This is a genomic window from Bacillus cereus group sp. MG16 (assembly GCF_040459875.1).
GTDB classification, from domain to species: Bacteria; Bacillota; Bacilli; order Bacillales; family Bacillaceae_G; genus Bacillus_A; species Bacillus_A paranthracis.
Genome location: NZ_JARVHE010000001.1, coordinates 3,168,512 through 3,188,214, shown reverse-complemented (window position 1 = coordinate 3,188,214; position 19,703 = coordinate 3,168,512). Strand labels below are relative to the sequence as shown.

Below are 19,703 nucleotides of genomic sequence, written 5' to 3'. Positions count from 1 at the left end.
TATAATCGCTGATATATTTGAATTATCGCCGATATAATTTCATGTACTGATTACAGCTATATAAAAATAAGATCCGCATGTTACGTTATTCCATTTAATCAAACAAAATACAGAGAAAAACAATCATTTTTACTATATTTTGTTATAAATTTGAATAATATTAAATAATACTATCCATTATAGGAGATTTTAGTTGAATACATACAATATGATGTGTAAAATCTAAGCAAGTAGCAGTATAAATAAATATTCGAGGTGAATACATGCTAGATTTTAAGCAGTTAGATGCTTGTTTGAAAGACAAGAGATTTATAGAGGGATTACAGGAAATAAATAATGAAATTTCATATATAAAAGAAAAGAATACTTTATCTTATGTGAAGAATTGGCTTGCTAATATTCCTTCACATAAGGAGTTTGATATATTAATTCGCCTTACTGATGAAGGGCTTATGCACCAATACAGTTCATTCCTCATTCGCTACGCTTATAAAAAATTCCCAAATATGAGAACGCTCTCTTTATATTGTGATGAGTTAATTGATGAGCGGAAAATTCTTGAAGCAGAACAGTTGCTAAAAGACGCTTTAGAAGAGAGCAATAAAGAAGAAATAGATGCCGATTTTTTAGCGAAAACATATTTTACGTTAGTAAGATGTCTTTTAGAAATGAAACGAAATGAAGAAGCACTAATCTATATGCAAAAAGCAGAGGAGTACAGTGAACGTGCCGTGTTTGATAAATGGGGATACGTCTATATGCATACAGGTGAATGGGAGAAAGCAGAAGAACAATTTATAGCTGGTATGCAGCATAAAGATTGTGAAGAGTTATCTACCTATTTATTATCACAGTTATATGCGAATAAAGGAGAACAAAAACGTGCATTGCAGCTAATTGATGATGCAATTGTAAAGTTCCCACAAGTACCATATTTTCATTTTGAAAAGATAAAATATGTATTAGATTTAGGGAAGTATGAAGATATGTTATCAGTAATAGATAACATAAATAAACAGCTTCCTTATCATGCGTATAAAGCTTATTTCGTACATTTACGAGCAGAAGCACTGTACAAAATGAATAAACTTGTAGATTTACAACAGTTATTAAAAGAAGAAAAAAGTTTAAAAGGGTCGTTATATCATAATTTAGAAAAAAATCAAGATGGAAAAAAGGTTCACCTGCCGATCGTTCCCATTGTACAAAAGGATAATTATTGTGTACCGACAAGTTTAGAAATGATGTTGCAGTTATGGGGAGACAAACGTACACAAGATCAGATAGCAGAGTTTATTTTTGATATGACAGGCTCGAAGTTTTCAGATACTGTTTCTTATTTAGACGAATTAGGTTATGAATATCGTTATTTTAAAGGGAATGTAGAAAATTATAAGAGACTGCTAGATCAGGGAATTCCCGTATTATTAAGTATAGATATTGAGCATGCTTCACATGTACAAGTACTAGCTGGATATGATGATACGTTACAAGCCTTTTATGTTCAAGATCCGAACTTTATAGAGCCAGTTATTGTGGAATATAGTAAGTTACAAGAAAAATATCGTTATACAGGTTGTTTAGCAATTACGTTTGTTCCGCAAGAAAAGAAGGAACTACTATCATTTTTAAATGAAGAAGAACATCATTATTTTAAATCTATTTTTTCTTTAACAGATCATTTGGATGAACAAGATAAAGAGGGGATTCATAAGTTAGTACAGTTTTTAAAAGAGACAAGTGATAATCCGAATACGTGGTTATATACGGTTAAGCATTTAGATGTTGAAGTAGATAAAGAATTTATTTTATATTGTATAGAAAAGTTAATGGAGAAATTTCCTAACTCAGATTTTGTTAAATTACATGGTGCACAGTGCTTTATTCGCCTGGAAGAGTTAGAAAAAGCTGGGCACATGCTTGCGAGTGTTGAGAAGAAAAATAGTCGTGCCTTATATCATTTCATAAACGGAAGGTATGCTTTTGAGCAGGAAAGTTATTTAGAAGCAATTTCAAGTTTTCGTTCCTCGTTACAATTAGACGCGGATCAGCCGATTGCTTGGAGTTTTCTCGCTTTATCATATATGTATATCGATCAATCTGAAAAGGCGTTGCAGTTTTCTCGAGTCGCCTTGGAACGTAGCCCTGAGCGATTTACTTTAACGAATCACGGGTTAATATTAATAGATTTAGAAAGATATGAAGAAGCGTATGAAATCTTTAATGATTTGTTAAAAGAATATAAAAATGAAGCACATGTATGGTATGAGCGAGCGAGATGTGCGCATCATTTAGGGAAATTATATTTAGCGATAAAAGGGCTTAAAATAGCAATTCATTTGGATAGTAATGCACCATACATTTATACGAAACTTGCAGAAATATACGAATCTGATTTGAAGGATGAAGAAAGTACGAAAGAAGTTTTATTAAAAGGTATTGAGAATTGTGATGATAAGACACCTCTATACGTAAAACTCGGTGACTACCATTTTCAAAAGGATAGTCTGGAAGAAGCAGAAACATTGTATACTCGTGCTTTGGAAGAAAATCATGATGATGTATACTCTCACTTCGGACTTACGCAAGTTTATATGGGAAGAGAACAATATAAGGAAGCAAAAGAATATATTCTCGGTATTGAAAAACAAATTGAAAAGAGCCAAGATTTTCTTATGAATGCAGGAATGGTTTTATGGGATGCTGAAGTTGAACTTGGTGGAAGTGAAGAAGGGTTTAAAGTAGCATTGTCTAAGTTAGAGAGTGGTATAAAGCAGAGCGAATATAATGTAGCAAGCGCGTTAGATGAATATGTGAATCGAATTAAAGGAACGGTATTTGTGCAGCGAGGTATAGCATTCTTAAGAACGTTACACAAAGAAAGAAATGAAGTAAGTGAATACGGTTGTTATACAGGTATTTTATATGAATCTATCGGACAGTATGGCCAAGCGATGAAAAGATATAATAAGGCGATAGAACAAAAGGAAACGGCATTACCGTATTACCGAATTGGTGAAACACTTATGGCATTAGGGCAATTGCCGGAAGCAAAACAGGCATATGAAACATGTTTAGAGCTTGATGGGAATTTCGTCGGTGTACATTTACAGCTTGCGGAAATATATGAAAAAGAAGAAAATCGTTCTAAAGAACAAAGTCATATGGTTCAGGCGATGAAAGAAGAGCCGCTGCATATTAATATGGAATATTTGGCGCAGCTTTCAGTAGAAATGAATCTTCAGGAAGAATTGCTGACTGAACTAGAACAATTAGCGGACGAAGTGCCTGAAATATGGCGATTAGATGCGATTGCATATGTGTATGGAGCAATGGATGAAATAGATAAAGAACAAGCACAGATTGAAGAGGCACTACAATTAGATAGTGAGCATACAGAAGTTTTATATCATTATGCAAAAGTATTATTGGAAAATAAAAATGCAAAAGCAATTGAAATTGCAATGAAGGTTATACAAAAAGATGTAAATAATGAACGTATATTTGATGTATATGTAAAAGCGATAGAACAACATAAGAAATGGTCTAACATACGAGATTTTCTTCACATATTAAAAGTAAAAAAGGCAGAAAGAAGTATGGCGTTTATGTATGCTGCATCTGCAGTTACAGAAAGATGGATTGAACGTCAACAAAATGAACAGCCGAAGAAATCCATATTTACGAGAGCTCTTTATCGTATGAAAAACCGTGCGAAAGAAATTTCGATTATTACTACAATCATTGATTTATATGAAATTTCGTTACAGTTAAATCCGAAAAATAGTATGGCAGCGCAGCGATTTGCGCTATTTTATGAGAATGTAGAGATGAATAGAGAAGCAATAGAGATTCTGCACACGTCACTAGAAAATAAATGGGATTATGAAGTAGCGAAGCAACTTGTAAATCTTTTCGTTGAGTGCGAGGAAGAAGGTATGTTAAGAGATGCTATGGAATTAACGAAACAAATGGTTCGAGAGTTACCAGATGATTACGATACTCTTCTTCTTCAGGCACAAGTATTCTTTAAAGCAGGAGAAGAAAGAAAAGCAGAAAAGATTACCTTACAATTAACGGAGCAAACACCATTTGTAAGTAGAGCATTTCTTGCTTTAGGAGAAATATATCAAAGTCAAGAGAGGTTTGAAGAGGCAATTCATGTATTAGAAAATGCCTCTATCCATCATCCGAATGAAACAGCAATTCTTCTTTCTTTAGCATCTTCATATCATGGTGCTGGCCAAACGATAAAGGCAGAAAAAATAACAAATGAAGTATTAACAATGGATGCGAGTGATTTGTTAGCAAGATATGATCGTGCTTGTTATTTAGCACAGTTAAACAGGAATGAAGAGGCGAAGGAAGAGCTTGAAATTGTACTTCGTGAGGATGAGTCGGGATTTTTCGCTGAACTTATCGAGGATGATGAAAATTTAGCAGCACTGCGAGAATTTGAAAAGTAATTGTATAAGAATAGTGAAAAAAGGGCATAATTAAATATATATTTCGAATTAGTTGACAATTGGTTACCAAATGGCATAAAATAGCTTTTAACAAAGTATACAAATCTGAAGACGAGAAAGAGTAAAATAGTGTACTGTTCCCCAGAGAGCCGGTATGTTGCTGAAAGCCGGTGTGCAGACGTTATTTGAAAATCATCTCCGAGGAGCCGAGGCTGAAAATGAGTAAGCTCGGACGGATGTCTACCGTTACAAAGAACACGTATGATAGTACGTTGCTAAGTGCTATTAGTGAAGAGCTAATAGAATTAGGGTGGTATCGCGGGTAAACCCGTCCCTATTTTATAGGGATGGGTTTTTTGTGTGCTTTAAAACATTCAAAAGGAGTGATTGTAGATGAAGAAAGTAGATGTAAAAGAGTCAGCTGTAGGGAGAGAAACACGTATTCGTAAACAGTGGAACGAGCAAAGTATTTTCGAACAATCAATTCAGAATCGAGAAGGCGCACAATCTTTTGTGTTTTATGAAGGACCACCAACGGCGAACGGACTACCGCATGTAGGTCATGCGCTTGGACGAACAATAAAAGATGTAGTAGCAAGATATAAAACGATGTCTGGTTATAAAGTGTTAAGAAAAGCGGGATGGGATACACACGGTTTACCTGTAGAATTAGGTGTTGAGAAACAACTTGGTATTTCTGGTAAACATGAAATCGAAGAGTATGGAATTGAGCCTTTTATTCAGAGGTGTAAAGAGAGTGTATTCACATATGAGAAGCAGTGGCGTGAATTCACTGAAAGCATCGGTTATTGGGTCGATATGGATGATCCATACGTTACGTTAGAGAATCCATATATCGAAAGTGTATGGCATATTTTAGGGACGATTCATGAAAAAGGCTTATTGTATAAGGGACATAGAGTTTCACCATATTGCCCAAGCTGTCAAACTTCACTAAGTTCACATGAGGTTGCGCAAGGGTATAAAACAGTAAAAGATTTAAGTGCAACAGTTAAGTTTAAAGTGACAGATAGTGAAAATGAGTATTTCCTAGGGTGGACAACGACACCTTGGACACTTCCAGCAAATGTCGCGCTCGCTGTACATCCAAATATGGAATACGTGAAAGCGAAACAAGAAGGTCATGTATACATTGTTGCAAAAGAACGTGTACAAGATGTATTAAAAGAAGACTATGAAGTACTATCTGTCCATAAAGGTGAAGAATTAGTAAGCACATCTTATATGCCGCCATTTCCAATGAACGAAGTTACAAATGGCTACCACGTTATCGCAGCAGATTTTGTTACGGCAGATAGTGGTACAGGACTCGTTCATATCGCTCCAGCATATGGGGAGGACGATTATAGGGTCGTTCAAAGTGCAGGGTTGTCATTCTTGCATGTTGTAGATGAGAAAGGTGAGTATACAGAAGCAGTACCATTTTTGAAAGGGAAATTTGTAAAAGATTGTGACGTGGATATCGTTCGTTATTTAGCAAAGGAAGGCTTACTATACCATAAAGAAAAGTATGAACATAGCTACCCACATTGCTGGCGCTGTGATTCACCACTTCTTTATTATGCAGGAGAGAGTTGGTTAATCCGAACAACTGCAATTAAGGATACATTTTTACAAAATAACGATTCTGTTACTTGGTATCCAGACCATATGAAACATGGACGCTTTGGTAAGTTTTTAGAAAATATGGTGGACTGGAATATTAGCCGAAATAGATATTGGGGAACACCATTAAACGTATGGGAATGTGAAAGTTGCGATCATCAATTCGCACCGAAAAGTATTGCTGATTTAAGAAAGCATAGTACGAAAGAAACACCTGAAGATTTAGAATTGCATAAGCCGTATGTAGATGAAGTGCAAGTTAACTGCGAAAAATGCGGAAGTGCGATGAATCGTACACCAGAAGTAATTGATGTTTGGTTTGATAGTGGTTCGATGCCATTTGCGCAATATCATTATCCATTTGAAAATAAAGAGTTATTTGAAGAACAGTTTCCAGCAGATGTAATTGCAGAAGGCATTGATCAAACACGCGGCTGGTTTTATAGTTTATTAGCAGTATCGGCACTATATACAGGAAAAGTGCCTTATAAACGAGTGTTATCACTAGGGCATGTATTAGATGAAGAAGGACAGAAAATGTCTAAAAGTAAAGGGAATGCACTAGATCCAGTTGATTTAGTAAATCAGTTTGGTGCAGATGCTTTAAGATGGGCTTTACTCGTTGACAGTGCTCCGTGGAATGCGAAACGTTTTTCTGAAAGAACAGTACTGGAAGCAAAATCTAAATTTGTAGATACTTTAGTCAATGTGTATAGCTTCTACGTTTTATATGCAAATTTAGATGAGTATAATCCGCATGAAACATATGAAGTAAAGCGGACGAAATTGGATGAATGGGTATTATCAAGATTGCATAGTACAACGAAAAAAGTGAGAACTGCACTTGATGATTATCAATTTACGAATGCAGCTCGTGAAATCGCGGCGCTTGTAGATGAAGTAAGTAACTGGTACGTAAGACGATCACGTAATCGTTTCTGGGAATCTGGTATGAATGCTGAAAAAGCAGCTGCGTATGAGACACTTCACGAAGTGCTTGTGACAATTAGTAAATTAATTGCACCGTTTACACCGTTTGTCGCTGAAGATATTCATTTGAATTTAACTGAAAGTAGCGTTCATTTAGAGGATTATCCAGTTGTAAATGAATTACTACTTCAGCCGAAATTAGAAGCGGAAATGGATGCAGTTTTACAAGTTGTTGAACTTGGAAGAAGTAACCGTAATCAACATTCTTTAAAAGTAAAACAGCCATTAGCGGAACTTGTATTACTTGAGCATAATGAAAATGATATGGATTGGGAATCTTATCGTGATATCGTCATGGATGAGTTAAATGTAAAAGCGTTCCATGTTGAACTCGATGAAACGAAATATATGTCCTATCAATTAAAGCTGAACTTTAAAACGGCTGGGCCGAAGTTCGGTAAAAATGTAAATGCAGTAAATGGTTGGCTAAAACAATTACCACAAGCCGAGGTACAAAACTTTGTTTCTACAGAAAGAGCGGTTTACGAAGTAGCATCAGGAGAAGAAATAGTTGTAACGACTGAAGATGTATTAGTAGAGAAAGTTGCGAAACCTGGATTCTCTAATACAACTAACGGACAATATACAGTAATGTTAGATACGAATGTGACGGAAGAATTGCTACAAGAAGGGGTAGCACGTGAATTCATTCGCACCGTTCAAGAATATCGTAAGCAGTTGAATTTACCTGTTAATTTACGAGTAGATGTAATTCTTGATACAGAGGAAGAACTACAGCAAACGTTAACGAATCATAAAGAGTTGTTGGAAGAAAACTTACTCGTTAAACAATTTACATTTGGTCACTTAACGAATGAAGATGATGAACTATCTTTAGGTGAGACGAAAGTTCGTATTAAATTAAGCGCGACTAAGTAAAGAAAAGGAAGTTGGAATCATTCCAACTTCCTTTTTTGTATGATAGATATTTATCCGGCTAATTTTTTTCATAATCGATTCGATAGGACCTCAAGAAAATTTCTTTCTAAAGTATTGTTTTCGCTTTACACATAAATATTGAGAAATTTTCACGCCTCCTTAATGGAAAGGTAATAGAATTGTTCATAGAGAATTACTCGTAGATTCAATTTTTATTCCCCCCATTTTATGGGGAATGATTGCCTAGTGGTAATGGGATAAGGTTGAGCTACTTTATTAGGGGGAGTGGTTCTATGTTTAATAAAAAAATGGTGGCAATGGCAATGACTGTGCCGTTAGTAATGGGGACGATTACTACAGTTTCGGCATTGGAAAAACAACAGCAAGTAAAGCTAGAAGCTTATTCGCCGCAGAAAAAAGCAACAGAATATTTAAAAGAAAATGCTGCGCAGTATGGATTAAAAGCAGACCTTTCAGACTTGCAATATATTTCTACAACAGAAACGTCAGTAGCTTCATATGTTAGGTTCCAACAAGTTGTGAATGGTGCGCCTGTATTTTCAAAACAAATTACAGTTACTCTTAACGGTGAGGGAAAAGGAGTACTTGCTGTTTCTGATTATCAATCTGTTAAAGGTGTGAAGGAAGTTACAACAAAAATTAGTGAAAAAGATGCAATACAAAAATCAATGGCGTATGTTGGAGAAGTAAGTGAACAAAACTTATGGGCTCCTACAGAGAAAGAATTTGGATATATTGTTGAAGAAGGAATTGCTCGTCCAGTATATAAAGTTGTAGTCCATTCTAATAATCCATTTGGTGCATGGGAAACATTTGTTGATGCAGAAAATGGAAAGTTAATTAAAAAGGTTGATATAAACCGTAAAGCAGAAGGATCAGGAAAAGTATTTTTACCTAACCCAGTCGTATCTAGCGGTAGTAAAGTAGGTTTAAAAGATAACAATGATGCAGATTCAACAGCATTAACGAACCAATTAAAGACTGTTACGTTAAAAGGTTTAGATGGGACAGGATTTTTAATTGGAGAGTATGTAACGATTTCTTCAAAAGCAAAAACGAAATCTACAAACTTACAATTTAACTATACACGTGCAAATGATAGCTTTGAAGATGTCATGTCGTATTATCATATCGATACTTTACAACGTTACATTCAAAGTCTAGGTTTTAAAAATATTAATAATCGCTCTATTAAAGTGAATGTAAATGGAACGACGGCGGACAACTCGTTTTATTCTCCGACAACGAAAGCTTTAACATTTGGTACTGGTGGAGTAGATGATGCAGAAGATGCTGGTATTATCGCACATGAATATGGACATTCAATTCAAGATAACCAAGTTCCTGGCTTCGGTAGTTCTGCAGAAGGTGGAGCGATGGGAGAAGGGTTTGGTGATTTCTTAGGTGCTACGTATGAAGATGCAGTATCGACAACAGGCTACGGAAAAGCATGTGTTGGAGAATGGGATGCGACTGCTTATTCTAGTTCAGATCCGACGTGCTTACGCCGATTAGATAATAATAAAGTGTATCCGAAAGATATTACGAATGAAGTACATGATGATGGAGAAATTTGGGCTCAAGGACAATATGAGATGGCGCAAGCATTTGGTCGTGATGTAGCAACTAAAATTATTTTACAATCGCACTGGTCGTTAACACCAAACTCTAAATTCAGTGATGGAGCGAAAGCGATTAAGCAAGCGGATGCTCTTTTATATGGCGGACAACATGCTGCGGATATCGATCGGATTTGGGCAGCGAGAGGAATTAGTACGAATTAATATAAAAAGTCGTGGCATGTATAAGCCACGACTTTTTAATTTGCTTAAGAACTGGTACTAGTAAAGTAAGCTATATGAATGATAATGTGAATTTATTCGCATTTCATTTGTTTTTTTCGTCTTTAAAAACAAAATGCTCTTTAAATTTTCTAGACTCTACTTTTTGACCATTTCTCATGGAGCGGAAAGGGTGTTCTTGCCAAGTAATCATTACATCAACTTCATCCGCTTTTGTAGAAACTGGAAAATTAGCATGTTCAAATCCAGTTTTTCCACTTGCTAAACGACTTTCCTTTAGGGAAAAGATTTCATATTTCGTTTTTGTTTTTGGCTCGTTGCGGAATACTTCGACTTGTACGTTATATACTTCACTGTTTCCAACATTTTTTACTGAAAATTGATAAGTTTGGAATTCATCTTTTTTAGCTTGAAGCTTTTTTTTGTTTACTTTTTTCGGTTCAGCAATATTCACTTGCCATTGATCAGAGTTTTGAGAGATAGGTAAAGATTTTGGGGAGTATGCGTACGTTTCATTCACTACAATTAGGCATAACAAAAGAAGAAAGAAACTAATCGCTTTTTTCATATTAACACCTCATTATAAAATTTTTATTAATATGCGTAAATAAAACGGAAAATATGTAATTAAATGGAAGGTGATTAGTGCTTTGATTCGAATGAATTTGAAAAAACTTGAAGAGGTAATAGATGGAGAAGGGTTATACGAATCGTTTCATCATTTAGAAATACATGGTGTCTGCATAGATTCCAAAAACATGAAAGAAGGAAATTTATTTGTTCCAATCATTAGGGTGAAAGATGGGCATGATTATGTGAAAGAAGCAATGGATAATGGAGCTGTCGCTTCCTTATGGAAAAAGTCTTACGGTACCCCGCCAAAAGGGTTTCCAATTATATTTGTAGATGACACTTTGTTTGCCTTGCAACAATTGGCACAATTTTATCGAAGAGAGATAAATGTAAAAGTAATTGGAATTACAGGTAGTAATGGCAAAACTACGGTAAAAGATATAATAGGAGGCATTTTAAGTTCAACTTATAGAGTGCATAAAACAAAAGGTAATTTTAATAGTCAAATCGGTTTGCCGTTAACAATTTTAGAAATGAAACGAAATACAGAGTTCTTAATACTTGAAATGGGAATGAGTGAAAAAGGACAAATTCGAAATTTATCACGAATCGCACAGCCAGATGTAGCGATCATTACAATGATTGGACAGTCACATCTAGAGACGCTTGGATCAAGAGAAGAGATTGCGAAGGCTAAATTTGAAATTATAGACGGATTAAATGACGATGGACTGTTCCTATATAATGGTGATGAGCCATTACTTTCTCAACATATTAATATGCTAGGTATAGAAAGTAAGTCATTTGGTGGAAAGTATACAAATGATTTGTTTCCAACGAACGTACAATTAGATGAATATGGTGTTCATTTTAAATTAAATAATACAAAAATACAGTACGATGTTCCCTTACATGGAAAACATAATATTTTAAATACGATTGTCGGAATCGCTGTAGGGCAATTTTACAAAGTCTCTACAGAAAAAATACAAGAAGCATTGCAACAAATAAATATTACACAAATGCGCTTTCAGTTTTTAACCGCTAAAACAGGTTTTACAATTATTAACGATGCATGGAATGCCAGTCCTTCCTCCATGAAGGCTGCAATTGAAACGTAACAGAAGTTAAATGCCTATAAGAAAAAAATGATAGTGATTGGGGATATGTTGGAGTTAGGGAAGAAAGGTGAAACATATCATAGAGAAATTGGTAAAATGTTAAATGAGGAGAGCATTCAATATGTATTTACGTATGGAGAGTTAGCCAAAATTGTAGCGGAAGAAGCAAGAAAGAACTATCATGCAGGAAAAGTACAATCATTTGATAATAAAGCCGAGATAGCAGAGGAAGTATTAAAAATTATAACGCAAAATGATGTTGTATTATTAAAAGGCTCACGTGGAATGGCTTTAGAGGAGATTGTACAAAAGTGGATTTGAAAAATCAAAATATATTTAAAAATTACTTGCAATTTATAAAACGAAGAGATAGAATACTCTGTAAATATAAAAAGTGATGATCAGGAAAAGTACATGGTGCAAAGGTCTACAGAGAGCAATCGGTTGCTGAGAAGATTGCGACACCGCATGATGGAAAGACACCTGTGAGTGTTGCTTTGAACGTGATAATTAGTAAAAGCAAACGGTACCTACCGTTATCAGGGCTAAGATGGTCATTATGACAATTTGGGTGGTACCGCGGAAAAATCCGTCCCTATTTATAGGGGCGGATTTTTGTATTCTTTGAAGGGAGGTGAGTGACCGTGGATGATGACGATGATAACAATAACGTAAATAAATATAAATTTACTGGAGGGAAATGTAATGAAGCGTTCACTCACAAAAGAATGTACAAAGCAAAGCGGAAAAGTTGTATTACTTCAAGGATGGGTAAAAAAGATTCGTCATCTAGGTAATGTTAGTTTTTTATTAATAAGGGATCGATCAGGGGTTATGCAATGCGTATTAGAAAACGAGCTAACTGGATTTAAAGTAGATGTGGAGAGTGTTGTTCAAGTCGTAGGCCAAATAGTAGAGACTTCGAAAACAGAATTAGGGATTGAAGTGCTTGCTCACGAAGTGAAAATATTAAATGGCGCAGAACCACTTCCATTTGAAATAAATAAAAAGAAGTTACAAGTTGGCTTAGATCAACTACTGAATGAACGGGTATTATCATTAAGACATGAGCGAACCGCGGCTATATTTAAAGTGAAATCTACGCTCGTCCAGAGCTTTAGTGAATTCCTTATAGAGAACGATTTCACACGTATATTTACTCCAAAAATTGTTTCGCAAGGGGCAGAAGGAGGAGCAAATGTTTTTAAGTTGCCATACTTCCAAAAAGAAGCGTATTTAGCTCAATCACCACAGTTTTATAAGCAAATGATGGTAGCGGGAGGATTAGAACGTGTGTTTGAAATTGCACCTGTATATAGAGCGGAACATCACAATTCTTCCCGTCATTTAAATGAATATATATCGTTAGACGTAGAGATTGGCTTTATAAATGATTTTCATGAAGTGATGCAATTAGAAACGGATGTATTACGATATATGTTTCAACAAGTAGCAAAAAACTGTGAGAAAGAACTACAACTATTACAAATAGAAGTACCTGTTATTACAGAAATACCGAAAATTACATTGTTACAAGCACAAGAAATTTTGAAAAGTAAGTATCGGAAAGAATCGCCAATTGGGGATTTAGATACAGAAGGTGAGAAGTTACTAGGGAAATATGTGAAGGAAACATATAAGAGTGAATTTGTTTTCATTACACATTATCCGAAAGAAGCGAGACCGATGTATACGATGCCGAATAACGAGAATCCATCTATTACTGATTCGTTCGACTTACTATATAAAGGATTAGAAATAACATCAGGGGCACAGCGAATTCATAATTATGAAATGTTACTAACTTCTTTTAAAGAAAAAGGATTACATCCAGATAAATTTCAATCTTATTTAAATACATTCCGATACGGTTGTCCCCCGCACGGTGGTTTTGGAATTGGATTAGAGAGAGTTGTATATAAATTTTTAGAATTATCGAATGTGAGAGAAGCGAGTGCTTTTCCAAGAGTTTGTACGCGTCTTATACCATAACATGAGTACCCTTCTATAGTATAGAAGGGTACTTTGCATTTTAATAAAAGTGGAAGAGAATAATAATATTTTTTGTGTGAAAATATGTAAATTATATTAAGAACATTTTATAATGAATTGAGAAAAAGAAAATTCATAAGTTATAATGAAATATGAATATAAAAAAAGTTCATATAATAATGTATGGAAGGGTATGAAACATGTTATATCAAACTCAAGCAACACAACAAACACCAGCTTATATAATTTATCTTCTTGATGTAAGCGCATCAATGAACCAAATGATGGATGCAGGCGGAGAAGAGAAAAGAAGAATTGATATTGTAACGGATGCTCTTTCTTTAGCGATTCGCCAAATGGTATTTCGTTCAACAAAAGGTAGTCGCCTGCTTCCAAGGTATAAGTTATCTATTTTAGCCTATAGCGATCATGTTTTTGATTTATTGGGTGGTGTGAAAACAATAGATGAGGTAGCAAGACTGCGCCCATTAGAAAAAATTCAAACGCATCGTTTAACTGATACAGCAAAAGCTTTCTCTGTAGTGGAGAAGTTATTGCAAAAGGAATTACCAAATTTACAAGATGGACCAGCACCTGTTGTTTGTCATATGACAGATGGGGCTTCAACTGGTGAAGATCCAGAATTAATTGTACGAAGAATTATGAATATGTCTGTACCTGATGGAAACGTACTAATTGAAAATATTTTTATTTCAGATGAAATTATGCAAGAGCAAATTTCTAATATAAAGAAGTGGGAAGGGATTATGCCAAATACAGAGATTACAGATGAATATGGTGCAAAGTTGCAAAGACTTTCATCGCCTATACCTCAAAGCTATCGTGAGATGATGACGGAGCATGGGTTTCATATTGCAGATGGTGCTGTGATGATGTTTCCAGGGACAAATGCGGACTTAGTATCACTTGGATTTCAAATGTCTGCCGCAACGCCGGTTCGATAGGAGGGGGGAGTATGTTGAAATATATCCTCTCGCAAAAGAAAGAAACGGTATTGCAAGAAAAGAAAATGAAACATTTTACATATCGATATAGCTATGTAAGAGCAAAGGAAACGCAGGATTTAAATGAGGGTGGACAAGACTTCCTAGCATTTCAAGATAATGGAACTAGTTTCATATTTGCGTTATGTGATGGTGTAGGGCTGTCTTTTCATGGTGAAATTGCTGCAGAATTTCTTGGTATGAAGTTAGTAAACTTGTTTGATACATGTCAAGGCAGTGGACTGAATATTACTACATTATTAAATGAACAGTTAAATAATTGGATAGAAGAAGCTTCAGAGGAAGTGAATGCATTTCGATTGCCAGAACAAACACCGTGGTTACTTCGCGATGTCTTGGAGGAAAAGCGAAAACAAGGTAGTGAAGCTATGTTTATTGGTGGGAAAATAGAACTTATTCCAAATGAAGATAAAGTACAAATAACGATAGTTACACATGGCGATTCATTTGTACAATTGTTTCAAGATAAAGAGAATTGTTCGAATGTAATGAAGTTTGAGAGAAATATAGAGAAAAGATGGTCTACACGGCGAGGCATTATTGGTGGGGAATTGGCGGTTTTTTCAAAGACATTATCTAGACAAGAAGCGAATCGGATAGTTATTCACTCAGATGGACTTACGCTGCTTAAGCAGTATAACGTTGAGGAAGTGTTAAAAGAAATTGAGAGGGCACAGAACTCTCCGACAAGCGATGATATTTCATTTTTAGATGTTTCTTGGTAATAAACACGATGGAAAAAAGGTGAATAAACGTGGAAGAGATTATTGTGACATACATAAAACAGTCAAATGAAGAAATTGATATTGCAATTCCAAATGACGTAAAAGCGGTACAAATTATTGAAGCAATTTTACATCATGAAAAAATAGATGAAACATTGAGCGGTATGTATGAAATTAGAGTGACAAAAGATAAAGAAGAATGGCATTCCATTCGAAATGATGAAACGTTGCGCGATAATGATGTGTGGGATGGACAATATGTAATGCTACATAAAAAAGGAGCAATTATCCCTTCTTTTGAAATGATGCCAGCAGAAGAAGTTTATAATGAACCTGTTAAACAAGATATGTCTTCTAGTGAAGAAGATTATGTATGGAAAATCATTGAGTAATAGTTTTTGGATGGGGAAGGAGAAATGTTTTGTGCAAAAATCACCGTATTTTCAACGCTCTCCGCGTGTGAAAGTAGATATACCAACAGGGGATGTTATTATTCATGATCCACCGAATATACCGGAGGAGCCGAAGTTTTCAATTGAAACAATGTTAATGCCTGCAATGATGACGGTTTTAACATTAGTATTATATTTTGTAATGATGAAATTTATGAAGATGAATGCAAGTTATATGCCATTAATGATGGTTTCAAGTATTCCGATGTTGGGATCATATATAATTACAACGATGGGGCATTTCCGTAAAAAGAAAGAACATCGTCAAATGGTTGAACAATTACAAACAAGATATTTAGAGCAAATTCAAAAGCATCGAGTGGAATTAGATACGTTAAAGGTTGAACAAGCAAAATATTTAATTACACAAAATCCAAGCCCATTAAAAAGTGTACAAAGAATTGAAAATCGGGAAAGTAATTTATGGGAGAGAACACCTGAAAGTCCGGACTTTTTAGATATTCGTATTGGAACTGGAGAAAGACCATTCCTTGTAGAATTGAAGGTGCCTGAGCAGAAAGGTTATGAAGAAGACCCATTAGTTACAGAAGCACAAAATGTGAAAAGGGATTTCAATACGATACCGAATGGCCATATTTCAATTTCTTTGAAAAAAAATGATGTAATTGGTGTAGTAGGAAATAAAGAAGATAGACTAAACTTTATTCGAATTGTAACGACGCAAATTATGACGCATCATGCACCAAATGAAGTGAAAATAGCAGCATTTTATCATGAGAAGGAGAAAAAGCAGTGGGATTGGATGAGGTGGCTTCCTCACGTATGGGATGAACAGAGAAGTATGCGCTTTTTATCTGAAAATCAACAAGATGCACAGAAACTAGCTGAAGTACTATTTACCCCACTTAATATGCGTAGAATCTATAATTCTTCTGCGCAAGCAGATGCAAAAGTTCCTTTAATTCCGATGTATGTATTTTTCTTATCAGCGAGAGAATTTTTAGAAGATGATCCTTTAACTCCAATGTTACTTAGAGAAGGGGAAAGTGTAGGAGCTTCTACATTTATTTTTGCGGAACAAAAGGAACGTTTACCGATGGAATGTGATCTTGTAATAAGCTTAAATGGAGAAAATGGTGAGTTAGTAGAAACGTTTTCAAGCTCAGCTGAAAATAGTGGAACAACGCGTGCTAGTTTTAAAGTGGATCGACTTTCATTCGAGCGATGTGAACTAGGAGCGCGAAGCATTGCTCCAATTCGAATGAAAAGTTCTACAGCAGCCAACATTCCGAAAGTATTAACATTTTTAGACTTGTTTCAAGCTAAAAATATGGAAGAGTTACAAGTGCTAGAGAGATGGAAAGAAAATCGATATCCGACTTCATTACCGGTTCCAATTGGTGTAAGAGAAGGAAGTAAACCTGTTTTTCTAAATATTCACGATAAAATAGAGAAAAAAGGGCATGGTCCACACGGTCTAATGGCTGGTACAACAGGATCAGGAAAAAGTGAAGTAATTCAGTCTATAATAGCAGCGTTAGCAGCAACCTATCACCCTCATGAGATGGCATTTATGCTTATCGATTATAAAGGTGGTGGGATGTCAAACACATTTGCGGGATTACCGCATATTATTGCATCTATTACGAACTTAGAGGACCCGAACTTAATTGAGCGTGCCAGAATCTCATTAAAGGCAGAATTAGAACGGAGACAAAAATTATTCATTCAAGCTGGAAATGTTCAGCATCTAGATGAATATTATGAAACAAGCTGGCGTGAAAAAGAACCTTTACCACATTTATTTATTGTTATTGATGAGTTTGCTCAAATGAAAAAGGAACAACCAGAATTTATGGACGAGCTAATTAGTGTCGCTGCAATAGGAAGGACATTAGGAGTTCACTTATTATTAGCAACTCAAAAACCTTCAGGGGTTGTAAATGATAAGATTTGGAGTAACTCGCGTTTTCGAATTTGTTTACGTGTCCAAGATGATGCGGATAGTCGTGAAATGTTAAAGATTCCAGATGCATCTAAAATCAATGTACCAGGACGAGGATATCTCCAAGTTGGTAGCAATGAAGTATTGGAATTATTCCAATCTGCATGGAGCGGAGCACCTTATAACCCAGATGAAGAGAAAGTTCTTGATATTGTTGACTTTACAGAAGTGAAGCTTTCCGGTGAAAGAATAAAAGTGAAAAAGCGTCCAAAACCAATGACAAATAGTCCAAAGCAATTACAAGCTTTTATTCAATATGTACAGAGCGTATCAGAAAAAGAAAATATTAAAGCATTACCAGGACCGTGGCTGGATCCATTACCGGAAAAATTATTGTTAAAAGAATTTTATGCTATGGAAAATTGGACAATTGGTGAGTGGAATAAACCGAAAGAATATTTACAAGTAACAATAGGATTAATTGATGATGTTGCAAATCAAGCGCAATTTCCGTTGAAGTTAGATTTACAAGAAGGACATTTAAATATTTATGGTATGCCAGGAACAGGAAAAACAACGATGTTACAAACAATTATTATGTCCTTAGCAGTATCTCATACACCAGAAGAAGTGAATTTTTATATTATTGATTTTGGTCGTATGTTCTTAGATTTTAGAGATTTACCTCATGTAGGCGGGGTTGTACAAGAGGACGAAAATGAAAAAATGAAACGTCTATTCGGATTTTTAAAGAAGGAAATCACGCATAGAAAAGAGAGTTTTTCTAATATAGGTGCAAAGTCATTCTCTATGTATAATCGAATGGTTGGAAAGAAAATTCCTGCTATCGTTGTAATGGTAGATGGTTATATAAGATTTAAAAATGAATTTGAAAAAGAGAATGAAGTATTAGAAATGTTATTACGCGAATCAAGCACATATGGCGTGTACTTCTATTTCTCACTTAATCAAACAATTGATATGTTTGATCGTGTTCGTAATAATATACCGATGGCAATTACATTTGAATTGCAAGATAGAGCTGAATATCCTAGTTTAGTTGGTAGACCAAATTTCCCGTTAATTGAAGTTCCTACTGGCCGTGGGTTAATGAAAGGTCAACCACCTGAATTGTTCCAAGCAGCACTACCGTTTATAGGTGAAAGTGAATTAGAATACTCACAGCAATTAAAAACGATTATTCAAAAAATGGGCAGTGAATGGAATGGTGAAAAAGCAAAAGAGATTCCAATGGTTCCTAAAGAAATATTTGTAGAAGATTTAGTTGAGCAATTAGAACCAACTCAAATTTCTGCAGGAGTTGAAACAGATGATATCCGTTTGCAAAATTTTTCATTGGACGAAATGAATCATATATTTATCGGTGGAAGAATAGAAGGTGGAAAAACATCATTATTACAAACACTTCTTTTCACTACTACATACCAATACTCTCCAGAAAAGGTTGAGCTATACTTAGTAGACCTTGGTGAAAGACCTACTGGCATATTAGCTCTTGGAGATTTACCTCATGTGAAGAAGAAAGTTACAAATGATATGCAATTAAAAGAAATGTTAGATGAATTGTTAGAGCTAATAAATAATAGAGAAGCAGTAGTACCTTCTATAGATCCAAACATAACAGTGGAGTTTCCATATAAGAAAATAATCATTGCAATTGATGATATTGATCAAATGTTAACTGTATTATCTATTGATTATGAGGCGAAAAATAAAATGGAACTAATAGTTCAAAATTGTAAGAATAAAGGGATTCATTTTTTAACGGCGGCTACAACATCTAGTGTAAATAACTTTTCACATGAAAAATGGTTTGCGGAAATTAGAAAGAGAAGTATTGGTTATTTATTAGGAACGACTCACAATAACGATGTGTATTTCTTTAATATGAAACTTCCACATGCTGAAATGGATCAAGAATTATTAAGTGGGGATGGATATTGCATACGTAGAAAGCCAATAAAAATAAAATGTGCATATACACCGTTACATTTACTTCGCACGATGACAGACAAAATTAGTGTGAAATGGTCTGAATTAAAAGTGAAATAATATTAAAATAGGGTTAAATTACTATAAAATAGAATTTTTTTGCAATTTAACT

At 34.9% G+C, this 19,703-nt stretch carries 9 protein-coding genes, 1 pseudogene and 2 other annotated features; of the genes and pseudogenes, 9 read left to right on the top strand and 1 reads right to left on the bottom strand.

The genetic code is table 11. The annotated features are described in order from the left end of the window. The first annotated feature begins 263 nt into the window (after positions 1-263). From QCI73_RS16395 to QCI73_RS16385, 3 genes are all read left to right on the top strand, one after another. The gene (locus tag QCI73_RS16395; protein ID WP_353823353.1) at positions 264-4,466 is read left to right on the top strand and encodes a bacteriocin-processing peptidase family protein; all 4,203 of its coding nucleotides are present in this window, start codon (positions 264-266) and stop codon (positions 4,464-4,466) included. Positions 4,467-4,565: 99 nt separating this feature from the next. Further along, positions 4,566-4,805, top strand: a binding site (T-box leader). 54 nt (positions 4,806-4,859) lie between these two features. Further along, positions 4,860-7,961: an isoleucine--tRNA ligase gene (gene ileS, locus QCI73_RS16390; protein WP_353823352.1), complete on the top strand. Its 3,102-nt coding sequence runs from the start codon at positions 4,860-4,862 to the stop codon at positions 7,959-7,961. Between the two features lie 293 nt (positions 7,962-8,254). Beyond that, positions 8,255-9,766, top strand: coding sequence for a M36 family metallopeptidase (locus QCI73_RS16385; protein ID WP_000482291.1), 1,512 nt, complete (start codon positions 8,255-8,257; stop codon positions 9,764-9,766). A 103-nt stretch (positions 9,767-9,869) separates the two neighbouring features. Here QCI73_RS16385 and QCI73_RS16380 read toward each other — a convergent pair whose 3' ends face one another. Continuing rightward, complete coding sequence (locus QCI73_RS16380; RefSeq protein WP_327924557.1) at positions 9,870-10,352, bottom strand: hypothetical protein; 483 nt, start codon at positions 10,350-10,352, stop codon at positions 9,870-9,872. 82 nt (positions 10,353-10,434) lie between these two features. On the opposite strand from QCI73_RS16380, the pseudogene QCI73_RS16375 reads away from it, so the two are divergent. From QCI73_RS16375 to essC, 6 genes and pseudogenes are all read left to right on the top strand, one after another. Beyond that, positions 10,435-11,799 (top strand): annotated as a pseudogene (locus QCI73_RS16375) (UDP-N-acetylmuramoyl-tripeptide--D-alanyl-D-alanine ligase). A gap of 67 nt (positions 11,800-11,866) precedes the next feature. Beyond that, positions 11,867-12,078, top strand: a binding site (T-box leader). 105 nt (positions 12,079-12,183) lie between these two features. After that, on the top strand, positions 12,184-13,470 hold the full coding sequence (aspS, locus tag QCI73_RS16370) for an aspartate--tRNA(Asn) ligase (RefSeq protein WP_353823351.1): 1,287 nt from the start codon (positions 12,184-12,186) through the stop codon (positions 13,468-13,470). Between the two features lie 200 nt (positions 13,471-13,670). After that, entirely contained in the window at positions 13,671-14,435 is a 765-nt protein-coding gene (locus tag QCI73_RS16365; protein WP_044792564.1) for a vWA domain-containing protein, read from the top strand. An 11-nt stretch (positions 14,436-14,446) separates the two neighbouring features. After that, positions 14,447-15,220: a PP2C family serine/threonine-protein phosphatase gene (locus QCI73_RS16360; protein WP_353823350.1), complete on the top strand. Its 774-nt coding sequence runs from the start codon at positions 14,447-14,449 to the stop codon at positions 15,218-15,220. 29 nt (positions 15,221-15,249) lie between these two features. Further along, positions 15,250-15,612, top strand: coding sequence for a ubiquitin family protein (locus tag QCI73_RS16355; protein WP_000391133.1), 363 nt, complete (start codon positions 15,250-15,252; stop codon positions 15,610-15,612). A gap of 31 nt (positions 15,613-15,643) precedes the next feature. Beyond that, complete coding sequence (gene essC, locus QCI73_RS16350; protein ID WP_327924564.1) at positions 15,644-19,651, top strand: type VII secretion protein EssC; 4,008 nt, start codon at positions 15,644-15,646, stop codon at positions 19,649-19,651. The last annotated feature ends 52 nt before the right edge of the window (positions 19,652-19,703 follow it).